Annotated in this window: 8 protein-coding genes; 7 read left to right on the forward strand and 1 reads right to left on the reverse strand. The window is 36.1% G+C overall.

Annotated elements, in window-relative coordinates:
• The first annotated feature begins 13 nt into the window (after window positions 1-13).
• The 6 genes from HHU12_RS26280 to HHU12_RS26305 all read left to right on the forward strand — a co-directional run bounded on the left by HHU12_RS26280 (window position 14) and on the right by HHU12_RS26305 (window position 8,721).
• The gene (locus HHU12_RS26280; RefSeq protein WP_169659719.1) at window positions 14-940 is read left to right on the forward strand and encodes an FKBP-type peptidyl-prolyl cis-trans isomerase; all 927 of its coding nucleotides are present in this window, start codon (window positions 14-16) and stop codon (window positions 938-940) included.
• Between the two features lie 267 nt (window positions 941-1,207).
• The gene (locus tag HHU12_RS26285; RefSeq protein ID WP_169659720.1) at window positions 1,208-2,317 is read left to right on the forward strand and encodes an FKBP-type peptidyl-prolyl cis-trans isomerase; all 1,110 of its coding nucleotides are present in this window, start codon (window positions 1,208-1,210) and stop codon (window positions 2,315-2,317) included.
• Between the two features lie 25 nt (window positions 2,318-2,342).
• On the forward strand, window positions 2,343-2,888 hold the full coding sequence (locus tag HHU12_RS26290; protein ID WP_169659721.1) for an FKBP-type peptidyl-prolyl cis-trans isomerase: 546 nt from the start codon (window positions 2,343-2,345) through the stop codon (window positions 2,886-2,888).
• Between the two features lie 290 nt (window positions 2,889-3,178).
• Entirely contained in the window at window positions 3,179-6,556 is a 3,378-nt protein-coding gene (gene secA, locus HHU12_RS26295; RefSeq protein WP_169659722.1) for a preprotein translocase subunit SecA, read from the forward strand.
• Between the two features lie 330 nt (window positions 6,557-6,886).
• Window positions 6,887-7,327, forward strand: coding sequence for a hypothetical protein (locus HHU12_RS26300; RefSeq protein WP_169659723.1), 441 nt, complete (start codon window positions 6,887-6,889; stop codon window positions 7,325-7,327).
• 815 nt (window positions 7,328-8,142) lie between these two features.
• On the forward strand, window positions 8,143-8,721 hold the full coding sequence (locus HHU12_RS26305; RefSeq protein ID WP_169659724.1) for a hypothetical protein: 579 nt from the start codon (window positions 8,143-8,145) through the stop codon (window positions 8,719-8,721).
• Window positions 8,722-8,982: 261 nt separating this feature from the next.
• Here the strand turns inward: HHU12_RS26305 and HHU12_RS26310 are convergent, their stop codons facing one another.
• Entirely contained in the window at window positions 8,983-9,858 is an 876-nt protein-coding gene (locus tag HHU12_RS26310; RefSeq protein ID WP_240971137.1) for an SDR family oxidoreductase, read from the reverse strand.
• Between the two features lie 262 nt (window positions 9,859-10,120).
• On the opposite strand from HHU12_RS26310, the gene HHU12_RS26315 reads away from it, so the two are divergent.
• Window positions 10,121-12,625, forward strand: coding sequence for a TonB-dependent receptor domain-containing protein (locus HHU12_RS26315; protein WP_169659725.1), 2,505 nt, complete (start codon window positions 10,121-10,123; stop codon window positions 12,623-12,625).
• Window positions 12,626-12,794 lie beyond the last annotated feature (169 nt).

The raw sequence follows: 12,794 nt of genomic DNA on the forward strand, positions 1-12,794 counted from the left end.
TTATAAACTGAATATGCAAATCAAAAAGAAAATTGCAATTGCAGCCGTTATGTTAGGTGCTGTTGCATGTGGGACACAGGAAAAAGAAACTCCAACAGGAAAGAAATTTAGTATTGTTGAGAGCGGAAATGGAGCTGCGATTACAGAAAATAATATTGTTGAGTTTACTTTAAATATCTCAACTACTTCTGATTCTACTTTATTTGATATTACAGAAACAGGAAGAGAGTTTGCCGCTGTAAAAGTATTCCCTGATTCTGTTGTGAAACAACAACAAGCAGCAGGTCAGCCAGCTGATCCACTAGGAGAAATGATTGCAATGATGAGCAAAGGTGATAGTGCTGAAATGAAAATCATCGCTGCTGATTTCTTCGGTAAAATGGCACCTCCATTTATCAAAGATCCTTCTCAAGAGGTAGTAGTAGGTATCCGTACTGTAAACGTTTTTGCAGATGAGGCTGCTTACCGTGTTGCTATGGAAGAGAAGCAAGCGGAAATGATGAAGAAAATGGAAGAAGAAGCTGAGAAACACGTTGAAACGGATGATCAGTTGATTCAAGATTACTTGACAGATAATAATATTTCTGGTGCTCAAAAAACAGCTTCAGGTTTATATTATGTAATTACAGAAGAAGGTAATGGAGAAACTCCAGTAAAAGGTGCTACAGTGAAAGTTCACTACACTGGTACTTTATTAGATGGACAAAAATTTGACTCTTCTGTAGACAGAGGCCAACCATTTGAATTCCCATTGGGTCAAGGTAGAGTAATAGCAGGATGGGATGAAGGTTTCACTTTGTTGAGCAAAGGTACGAAAGCTACATTATTTATTCCTTCTGGTTTAGCTTATGGTGCTAATGGCGCAGGTTCAATGATCAAGCCATTCTCAGTATTGAAATTTGATGTTGAGTTGATTGACTTCGTTGCTCCAGCACAATAAATTTTATGCATTTCTGTGTAAATCAGAAATGTAATTAAGTACTCAAGCAAAATCATTTTGATCAACAAATTGTAATTTTGTTTGAGTACTTAACATAATATATACTAACGTAATAAGTTTACTATTGATAAGTACAGTAAATTTGTTGCGGATACAGATTAAAAATTGTCTACCGCTGACGGGCAATTGTCAAAGTATTTATTGGAATGAATTACAGATCTTCTCATTCTTCTTAATGTAAATCTAATATTAAAACCTACTTATCATATGAACAATACTTACAAATTTTTCAAGTACACACTTCCAGTATTTTTTCTTTTTAGTTTCACAAGTTGTATTCAAGACGACATTGTGGATTACTTCGCTAAAGATACAGAAACAATCGAGTCGTACTTAGCTAAATACGACGTTCAATACCGTAAAACATCTACTCTGCCATCAAGCGGTAGTGTTTATATCACTCCTCCAAATGAAGGAAGTAGAGAAATTCCTACGGCCAATGATTTAAGAATTTTTGAAGTCAAACTCGACTTAAGACGATTTGCTCAAGAGCGTATCGGTGATCCAGTTTTTGATGTTGAGTATGGTGATTTAGTAGGGACTTCCCTATTGAAAGACTCTACTTACACGTATGCAATGAGAAGAGGAGCAATTTGTCTTGGAGCTACAGATGCCACTTTGAATACAATTATGCCTAATGAAGTTTTAGAAAGAGTTTTTATTCCTTCATATTTAGCATTTGGTGGTACAGCATCATCAGGTATTGGTTTAGAGTTCAATGACATCGTAACTTTAGAGAACTTCCAGATTACTGCTCAACGCTCTGCATTGTCACAAGCAAGCCATGAAGCAGAATTAGTGCTTCAATATGCTAAAGACTCACTGGAAAATTTCACTGAGATTGAAAACGACACACTTTATAATGGTACTTCAAAAACTGTAGTGGACGAAGATTACTACGGTGAAAGTCAACCTCTTGAATTGGGTGATTACATTGTTAAACATACAATTACTGAAGGTAAAGGTGATGTTGTAGCAATAGGTGATACTGTTCAAGTACGTTATGAAGGTAAATTTACAGACCAAGACGGTGAAGTATTTGATTCAAATACAGGGTCTGATGCTGCTAAATTCCAAGTTGTAGTATTTGAAAATGCAAAAGCAGCTCAAGAATCTAGCGTAAGTTCTACAGTAATCAACGGTTGGTACAAAGCTTTACGTACAATGAAAATTGGCGAGAAAGCTGTTTTCGTGATGCCATCACACACAGCGTATTGGGAAACTGGAGACAATCCTAATACTTCTGATTTATTTAAAACAATCCGTCCTTTTAAACCATTAGTATTTACTATTGAATTAAAAGAAGACGATCAATAATAATATTTTAGTTCATATTTATAGTATGCAATATCGCATTAGACACTATTTACTGCTGCTCAGCACCCTGTTTGTTGGCTTTTCATGTTCCAATACAAGTTCTATCAACGCTGAAATTGATTTTGACGCTGCGGAGGATAATTTGATTCGTGAGTATATCATTGCAGGTCCTCCTTATTTCAGTGCAGATTCTCATGAAGAGGCTGATGAGAAATATAATACCTCAGGTGTATTTTTATCTTCTATCACTCCTGAAGATGAAATCATGACCGATAGAAATATCAGTTTGGGTGACTCTATGCATGTCACTTATACAGGTTGGGTACTTCATGGTGATATTTTTGACAGCAACCGTTTATCAGATACTCCTTTCCCAGTAGTATTAGGTAAATCTTCTGTTATTGAAGGATGGAACATTGCTTTGAGAAACTTGCATGAAAAACAAGAAGCTAGAGTAATTATTCCTTCTAGACTTGGTTACGGTGCATCAGGAACAGGATCCATTCCTCCAAATGCCACTTTAGTATTTGATATTAAAGTAGACAGCTTGTGGACGGTGGATGAACAATAGTAAGTCTTAGACTATGAATAAGAAGAACCGAAGGATAAAAAACACTTTATCTTTCGGTTTTTTTTATGTCAAAGAAGAAATGTGAATAATTAGAACTTTCAATTTAATTATTCGTAAGCTTAGACTATTGAAAATCGTTTTATTACATTAAATTTGTGTGATATTTGTCTGGCGATTGTCAGATAATTGTCGATTACAATCATAATATTGAAACTGAAGTTTAATTGGTGTAAAGTTGATTGTAAGACGATCAAGAATTTTTGTAAAAAGATCAAATCAAAAAATATTATATGTTAGGTTCAATAACCAAAGCATTCTCTAAAATTTTTGGTACTAAATCAGACAGAGATCTTAAAGAGATCAGACCTTATTTGGCCAAAATTGATGCAGAATATCAAAAGTTATCATCTGTGTCAGATGACGAACTAAGAGCTAAAACAGCTTACTTCATTGATTATATCCAAAGTGGATTGGCTTCTATTGATGAGCAAATTACATCAAAGCAGGAAGCAATCGAAAGTGATACGAAGCTGGATCTTGCGTTCAAAGACAAAACTTTCAAGGAAATTGATAAGTTGAAAAAAGAGCGTAATGAAAAATTAGAAGAGATATTGATGGATCTTTTACCTCAAGCTTTCGCAGTGGTAAAAGAGACAGGTAGAAGATATACTGAAAATAAGCAAATCACTGTTACTGCTACGGACTATGACCGTGAAATGGCAGTGAAATACGGTAACATCACGATTGAAGGCGATAAAGCAACTTGGTCAAACAAGTGGTTGGCAGCTGGAAACGAGGTGGAGTGGAACATGATCCACTATGATGTACAGTTATTGGGAGGTATTTTCCTTCACCAAGGTAAAGTAGGTGAAATGATGACGGGTGAAGGTAAAACACTCGTAGGTACATTGCCGGCTTACTTAAACGCATTAGCAAAAAGAGGTGTTCACGTAGTAACAGTAAACGACTACTTAGCAAAACGTGACTCGGAGTGGAATGCACCATTATTCCAGTTCCACGGTTTATCAGTAGACTGTATTGATAAGCATCAGCCTAACTCTGAATCTCGTAGAAAAGCTTACCAAGCAGATATCACATATGGTACAAACAACGAATTTGGTTTCGATTACCTACGTGATAACATGTCGAGAGACAAAGATGATTTAGTGCAGAGAGAGCACCACTTTGCAATGATTGATGAGGTCGATTCAGTATTAATTGATGACGCTAGAACACCATTGATCATTTCTGGTCCAGTACCAAAAGGTGATCAGCAAGAAGAATTTGGTGAGTTAAGACCAAAAGTACAGCATTTAGTAGATGAGCAGAGAAAGCAGACTCAAAAAATGTTGAACGAGGCGAAGAAATTAATCAAGGAAGGAAATAAGCAAGAAGGTGGACTTCAATTACTGAGAGCACACCGTTCGTTGCCGAAGTACAAGCCATTGATTAAATTCTTAGGTGAAGAAGGTATGAAGCAGTTGCTTCAAAAAGTGGAAGGCGAATACATGGCGGATAACAACCGTAGAATGCCTGAAGCAGATGAGCCTTTATTATTCGTAATCGAAGAGAAAAACAATAGCGTTGAATTAACGGAAAAAGGTATTGCTTCTGTAACTGGAGCCAATGCCCCTGACTTCTTTATTCTTCCTGACTTGGCAACAGGTATTGGCAAGATTGAGAATGATCCGGCAATGTCAGACGAAGAGAAGATTGAAGCGAAAGATGCAATCATCGCTGAGTTTGATACAAAATCTCAACGTATTCACTTGATGAAGCAATTGTTGAAAGCCTTTACGTTATTTGAAAAAGACGTAGATTATATCTTGGTGGACAACAAGGTGAAAATCGTAGATGAGCAGACCGGTCGTGTAATGGAAGGTCGTCGTTACTCTGATGGTTTACATCAAGCTTTAGAAGCAAAAGAAAATGTAAAGATTGAGGATGCTACACAGACGTATGCAACAGTGACTTTACAGAACTACTTCCGTATGTACCACAAACTGACAGGTATGACAGGTACAGCCGAAACGGAAGCAGGTGAATTCTATGAAATCTACAAATTAGACGTAGTAACAGTTCCTACTCACCGTCCGATTATCCGTGACGACAGAGAGGATTATGTTTACAAAACGATCCGTGAGAAGTTTAACGCTGTAGCGGAAGAGTGTCAGAAATTAGTAGAACAAGGACGTCCAGTATTGGTGGGTACTACTTCAGTAGAAAACTCAGAAGTAATGTCTCGTATGTTGAAAATGAGACGTATCGAGCACCAAGTATTGAACGCCAAGCAACACGGTCGTGAAGCAGAGGTAGTTGCAAAAGCCGGTCAGCCGGGTACAGTAACTATCGCAACCAACATGGCAGGTCGTGGTACCGATATTAAGTTGCCAGATGCAGTGAAAGATGCAGGTGGTTTAGCAATTATTGGTACATCACGTCACGAATCTCGTCGTGTAGACCGTCAGTTAAGAGGTCGTTCGGGTCGTCAAGGTGATCCGGGATCATCACAATTCTTTGTATCATTGGAAGATAACTTGATGCGTTTATTCGGTTCAGACCGTATAGCAGGCATTATGGATAGACTAGGCCTTGAAGAAGGAGAAGTGATCCAGCACTCAATGATTACAAAGTCAATCGAAAGAGCGCAACGTAAAGTGGAGGAAAACAACTTCGCAATCCGTAAGCGTCTTTTGGAATATGATGATGTAATGAACTACCAAAGAGAGGTAATTTACCGTAGACGTAGAAACGCATTATTCGGAGAGCGTTTACAGGTAGATATCATGAACTCTTTCTTTGATGTAGCCACTAATATTGCAGAAACGCACGTAGGTAACTATGAAGGTTTCAAATTAGATGCATTAAAAATCTTAGGTATCTCTACAAAAATTGCTGAAGATGGATTCCAACATCACAACGAAGAGCAATTAACGCAAGAGTTATACAAAGAAGCTTTAACGCATTACAAAGAAAAGAACGCTCAGCTTTGGGAGAAAGCAAAACCTGTTTTCGAAAAAGTAAAAGAAGAAAGAGGCGGAGTAGTGGAGAACATTGTGATTCCATTCACAGACGGTCACAAAATGTTCCAAGTACATGTAAACCTTGAAAAAGCGTTAGAAAATGACGGTGAAGAAGTAGTTGGAGCTTTAGAGCAAAACGTTACATTGGCAGTGATTGACCACTTATGGAAAGATCACTTACGTGAAATGGACGAATTGAAGCAACAAGTACAAAATGCCGTTCACGAACAAAAAGATCCATTATTGATCTACAAGTTCGAATCATTTGAGTTGTTCAAAGCATTCTTAGCAGAGGTAAATGACGAGATCATCAGCTTCTTAGCGAAAGCGAAGATTCCAGTGCAGGAAGCACCTCCAATGCCAGCTCCTCCTCCAATGCCAAAACGTCCGGAACCAAAAGTAACGGCCAACAAGGCAGACGCAGGATCGGCATTAGCTCCTGACGCAACTCCTCAAGGTGGTGATATTCCAGAAGCTCCGAAAGGGCCAGTAGAAGTAGTAAAACCACGTCAGAGTGATAAGACTTACCAAAGAAATGACAGAGTAACTGTAAAATACAGTGACGGTAAAGTCAAAGAAGGGGTAAAATATAAATCTGTGGAGAATGATATTCAAAACGGAAACTGTGTGATTATTGAAGGATAATTTTCACAGTATTGAATTTAGAAAACCTCAAACAGGTCGTAGTACTTGTTTGGGGTTTTTTGCTTTTAAAATTATTTAATTTTAACATTCTGAATGTTGTTACTGTTTTTTTGTATTTACATTTGAAGTGAAATTAAACTAAAGCAAAACTTAATAAGTAGACCAAAAGCTAGCGAGATCATATACTTATAAATAAGTCTTATTTGGAATAAAGTAAACTGAGAATTAATTACAAGTTTCGCGATTCAATTGTAATTAATAGCAGGTTATGTGATTTATAATCAAATTGTTGTGAACTATTAATCATTAAATTTTAAGCTAACTATAGTAATGAAAACTAGTCAAAAATTTTCACTTAAAATCAAGTTGTTTTTTTCACAAACCTCTCTAGGTTTATTAGCGATCTTATTTCTCAGTAGCTTAAGCTGTGATAAAGATAAATTTATTGTAAAAGGAAGAGATACCCTTCTTCACCCTTTCTCTGGAATTGGTATAGTAAGAGAAAGTGATGCAGATACTCTTGATATTTGGTACACTAGTGCTACCAATCAAAAAGGTGTCAATGAGATTCTTCATAGCGTAATAACTTCAGATACCGTGATTGGTTTTTATGAAAGTTGGGTGTCTTATGAATACGGTACTTGGAACTCTTTTCCTGATAAGAGGTTTACACCAGATTATGCAGAGGGTGGAGATCACTATTTTAAAATCTGTAATAGGGGAAAAGGAAGTGTTTTTTATTTTATAGTGCCTTATCCTGACTTACCTTGAGTAGCAGAACAGGATTATAATTTACAACTGGATATCAAATATAAAGGTGATTTAATTTATGATTTGATTTATCAAAATGGGGTATATGATAATGATAATTTACGTGAAATAGCAGGTTTTTATCAGAAACACAACAAGGATAATGAGACTTTATTTATCTACGAAACAAATATTAATGGTATACCTCCATTAAGTTACCCATTGGGAAGAAGTTATATGTTTAGCCCTAATTCAGTAAATGATACAACAAAGATTAATGGTAAGGGTTTTTATTATGGGACCATTTATAGGGGAGAATGTATGACGGCAAGTTCAAATCTAGGTATAAAACTAGAGAGTGTACAAGTGTCATCTTATTAGAGAATTATAATTATATAAATCATATTTCATGAAGGAATACATAAACAACAGTAAAAGATGGATGTCATCTTTAATATTTTCTTTATTTACATGTGGATTCATTCTTATTGTCGAATCCTTTGTTCTTCAAGAATCTCTTAGCAAAGCTTACCTTTTGAGTTTATTCATCGCATTTATTGTCATGTTTTTATTACACTATAACTTTTTCTACAAGATTTTAAATTTCCTTGTACGGAAGAAATAATGTGATACTAATGATGGAAAATAACAGCGATGTTTAAATCTTCATTACTTAATATTTTAGGTTAATGAATTTAGTTAGTCATTTATAGAAGTAGTGGATCTAAAAGCGACATCAGGTATTTGAAACGTTTACACTATAAAATCTTAAGAGTAGGGGCCCTAATAAAGAAAAATGCTTAACTTTGACCGTTCCATTATTTCTAAATATAAATATGAAACTACTAATTCGTTATACATTTATAGCATTGCTAATGAGTGCAATGGCTTGTAAACCTTCTCAACCTAAACAAACGGTGCCGGCAGCTGATCTTGTAGATACAGATTTTCAGGCTTATTTACCGAAGGTGGAAGAAAAAAAAGAAGAAGTTGTTGAGCAAACACCAGAGGGTCAAGATGACTTGGGTTTTCCTGAAGGAGATGTCAATGTAGAAGTAGATACTATTTTAACTCACTTATCTGCTAGAGATTTAGGTGGAATTCAGGTATATAGAATTTTGGTTTATTCTGACAGAGACAGAGATAAAGCCGAAGAAGTAGTAGGTTACTTGAAGAATGAATTTGGTAATTACGAAGTGGATATGACTTTTGAACAGCCAAATTATAAAGTGCGTGTAGGTTATTATTTCGATCGTCTGACAGCACATGGTGTATATACGAGTCTCAAAAAGAAATTCAGAGCGGCTTTCTTGGTAAAGGAAAAAATGCACGTGGATAAAGTGGCAAGAAGAATCAAAAGAGCAAATGCTGAAAAAGCAGCTGCTATGGAAATAACTGAAGAGGATGAATATTAAAAGATAAACCCCTTCAAAAGGAAAAGGAGAACTGATTTTTATAATGGTCAGTTCTCCTTTTTTATTTTCATAGGAAAGACATTTACCCCTTAAGCAGTTATACATTTAAAATTGGGAAAAGTTAGATTATTATTTTTTTGACTAATCAAGGCAGAATTGAAGAGCATAGCCTTTAGCTACGTGATGAAATTCTAACGCCGAGTAGTCAAAAAAAGAAGATATAAAACTTCCTATTTTGATTGTATAACTGCTTAATTCCTCTTACTTTTTTGTATTGCTTTTGATTGCTGAAGCGATATCATCCCAAACAGGAGAAGGAATAGCATCTAAATGATTGAACTCTCCGGCACCTTTCAGCCACTCACCACCGTCAATAGTGACTACTTCTCCATTGACATAAGCAGAAAAATCAGACATCAGATAAGCCGCCAAGTTGGCTAATTCTTGATGCTCTCCCACTCGGCCTACAGGTACTTTTCCTGCTTCATCAAATTGACTTCTTAAATTTTCAGGGAATAGACGATCCCAAGCTCCTTTTGTAGGGAATGGCCCCGGAGCAATGGCATTCGAACGAATTCCATATTTTGCCCATTCTACCGCAAGTGATCTTGTCAGTGCCAAAACGCCAGCTTTTGAAGAAGCAGAAGGTACTACATATCCTGAGCCAGTAGAAGCATAAGTGGTAACTATATTCAGCATAACGCCTTTTTGTCCATTGGCAATCCAGTATTTCCCCATGGCCAAAGTGAAATAGTAAGTCCCTTTCAAGACAATATCAACAATAGTATCAAAGGCCTTGTGGCTCAAACGCTCTGTCGGGCTGATAAAATTACCCGCAGCGTTATTTAAGAGTCCATCTATCTGGCCGAATTTATCCACAGTTTCTTTGATGACGTTTTCAATCTGATCGTATTTTCTTACATCACAAACGACATAAAAAGGACGCTTTCCAGTTACTTCTTCTAGTTCATCGGCTGCTGCTTGAAGTTTATCCTCTTTTCTACTGCAGATTGTAACATCAGCTCCTAGTTCAAGGAAATATTTAGTCATGGACTTGCCTAGGCCTGTTGCACCTCCGGTAACGATATAAGTTTTCCCTTCAAGTGCCCCATCTCGTAGCATTGGTTTATTATACATGTGAGTATTTGGTTTATGTATCTAAAAAGTGTTGTACTTTGTTTATTGGTGAACTAATATAATGAGTATTCGATTTTTATGCATTAAAATGGGCTAAAAAGAACTGTTTTTATAATAAATTCTAAATGTACATAGATTATACCTTTTTAATTTCAAATAGACAATCTCTTATTGTTTGAACTTTATCATCTTTGCATTGTGTGACAAGTAGATGTAATTTAAATACATCGACCTAAAGCCAAACGAATTAAAACTAAACCTAATGAAACAGATTTTATCAATCATTTTGATCCTTGTCAATGTGTCCTTTCTATCTGCTCAATCTTTTCAGATTTCAGGACAGCTTATTGATAAAGACAACAACGAAAGCATTCCCTACGCATCTGTTAAACTTTTAGATGCCAATCAAGAGATTGTCAATTTTACGAGTTCAGATTTTGAAGGAAACTTTGAAATGAATAAAGTGAAAAAAGGGGAGTATGATATAGAGATTTCCTTTGTTGGATATCATTCTCTTAATAAGTCTATCTCTTTATCAGACCATTTGAACCTTGGTACAGTATATCTTAATCCTAATGTGCAACAGTTAGATGAGATTGTAGTAAAGGATTTAAAGGAAACAGTTTCTACAAAAATCGACAGAAAAGTATATGATGCTTCTGATTTTGAGACGGCAAGAAGTGGTACAGCAACGGATATGTTGAACAAACTTCCTCAAATTTCAGTTTCACCAGAAGGCGATGTTTCTGTTCGTGGTACACAAGGTTTTATGGTGTATGTGAATGGAAAACCAACTCAAATCGACCCGTCAACCTTATTGTCACAAATCTCAGCAGGTTCCATTGAAAACATTGAGGTGATTACGGTTCCTTCTGCCAAATATGATGCACAAGGAAAAGCGGGTATTATCAACATTACAGTCAATAAATCAGAACTAGAAGGTACTTCAATTAGTGCTGGAGGTATGCTTGGTGGGTCACCTTGGAGAGACGGTGCAGAACCTGTTCGTGGTGGTGGTAATTTCAATATTACACATCAAAAAGATAAATGGACTTTTAATGCAGGAGCCAATTATTTGAGTAGAAATGTGGATGGTCGCCGTGAAGGTGATTCTGAAATTACACAAAGAGACAGTGATGGAAATCGTACCGGTACTTATCATATGGATGCGGAAGGTGACCGACCAGAGTGGCATGTAAATTACTCTGCAAATGCTGGTGTAGGTTATGATTTTAATGAAAATACTTCTTTAAAAGCTTCTTATTTCTATGGTCATAAAAGTAATAAGCGAACAGCAAATTATGTTTATCATAACTATTACAAAGATTTAGACGGTCAAATGATTGATGGATCTGAGGAATATATTTACAACCCCAACACCCATAATCGTTTTGGTGATTTCCATACCGCCAACTTAGATTTCTTCCATCAGTTTGAAAATAAATCAAAGTTAAACCTCGGTGTAGTATATGAGCATTCTATTTTGGGTGATGATTTGGACAACAAAAACCAAGTGTATAATAAAGGAACAGAATCACCGGAAGAAACGATTCTGACGCATTATACTCAAGTAACAGATCAGCCTTTACATGCTATCCGTTTTTCTTTAGATTATGAAAAGCCAATCAGCGACAATCAAACGGTTTCTTTTGGTGTGCAACCTCAATTCTTGACACAGACAGGTAATTACAATTATGATACATTGAATTTGAATAATGGAAGTTGGGAGCAACATCCCTACTCAAATTCTTATGAGCTAAAACGTAATATCTATGCTGGTTACGTTGATTATGGTGCAAGATTCGGGAAGTTAAACCTAAAAGCAGGACTTCGTTTGGAATACACTGATCAAGTAATGACAGTAGGTAATTACGCTGTTTTCCCAATCATTGATGTACCGGAACAAGATGAGTTTGTGGTGCAACAATTAAATGCTTTCCCTTCTTTAAACTTAGATTATGAGTTTAATGAAAATAATAGATTAATCTTCGGAGCAAGTAGACGTATCAACCGTCCACCAACAAAAAACATGGCTCCATTCCTTTATAGAAGACACTTTGAAGTATATGAAGTAGGTGATCCAACGCTTCAGCCTGAATTTGTGAACTTGGCAGAGGTTACTTTTGATAAGAAAATTGGAAACCAAAACATCAGTTTAACGGCTTTTTATAGAGGTGTTGAAAATGCAGTATTCCGTGTGAATGTAGTGAACGAAGGAGAAAATGTTTTGATGAGATCATATACTAACGCAGGTGATGATCAGTCTTTGGGATTGGAATTGAACTCTAATTTCAATATCGCCAAAAGAGTGAAGTTATTTATGGGTGGCTCGTTGTACCACTATGCCATCAATGGTTCTATCTATGGACAGACAATCGATCAAAGTAGCTTAAACTGGAGTTGGAAATCTACGCTGAATACAGAGCTTACAAAAACATTAAGTTTTGTATTTGACATCGATGTACAATCGGCTACTGTAACAGCTCAGGGACAAAATGATTTGTTCTATATGTCAAACATCGCTTTAGTTTACAAACCGACATCAATGCCGGATTGGACTTTTACGGGTAGAGCAAATGACATTTTCCAATCTAATATTAAAGGTTTAGATACGACAGGTAAGGATAGAAATTCGAATGAAAATACGTTCTATCAAAGAACAACTTACTACAGATATGGACCAATCGTAGAGTTTAGCGTGAACTACACTATGAATGCTAAACCGAAGAAAAAAGGCAAGAAAACAGAATTCGATAAGCAGTTCTAATCGTTTCAAAATATGTTTTCGCTCATCATTAGCCCACGACTTCTCTTATGGTTAATCCAAATAAAATCCTTATTATTTAGTACAATTTTATAAAAATCCCTTCAATAAGTTTTTCCAAGCAAAACTAAACCTGAATTTCATCGGTAAAGGGTATATAAACTCCTTCATT

Source organism: Flammeovirga aprica JL-4, from assembly GCF_012844305.1.
Lineage (GTDB): Bacteria > Bacteroidota > Bacteroidia > Cytophagales > Flammeovirgaceae > Flammeovirga > Flammeovirga aprica.

Bases quoted from the DNA above. Each gene is read 5' to 3' on its own strand.
- HHU12_RS26300 (WP_169659723.1), top strand. From the start codon at position 6,887: ATGAAAACTAGTCAAAAATTTTCACTTAAAATCAAGTTGTTTTTTTCA.
- HHU12_RS26305 (WP_169659724.1), top strand. From the start codon at position 8,143: ATGAAACTACTAATTCGTTATACATTTATAGCATTGCTAATGAGTGCA.
- HHU12_RS26290 (WP_169659721.1), top strand. From the start codon at position 2,343: ATGCAATATCGCATTAGACACTATTTACTGCTGCTCAGCACCCTGTTT.
- secA (WP_169659722.1), top strand. From the start codon at position 3,179: ATGTTAGGTTCAATAACCAAAGCATTCTCTAAAATTTTTGGTACTAAA.
- HHU12_RS26315 (WP_169659725.1), top strand. From the start codon at position 10,121: ATGAAACAGATTTTATCAATCATTTTGATCCTTGTCAATGTGTCCTTT.
- HHU12_RS26280 (WP_169659719.1), top strand. From the start codon at position 14: ATGCAAATCAAAAAGAAAATTGCAATTGCAGCCGTTATGTTAGGTGCT.
- HHU12_RS26285 (WP_169659720.1), top strand. From the start codon at position 1,208: ATGAACAATACTTACAAATTTTTCAAGTACACACTTCCAGTATTTTTT.
- HHU12_RS26310 (WP_240971137.1), bottom strand. From the start codon at position 9,858: ATGTATAATAAACCAATGCTACGAGATGGGGCACTTGAAGGGAAAACT.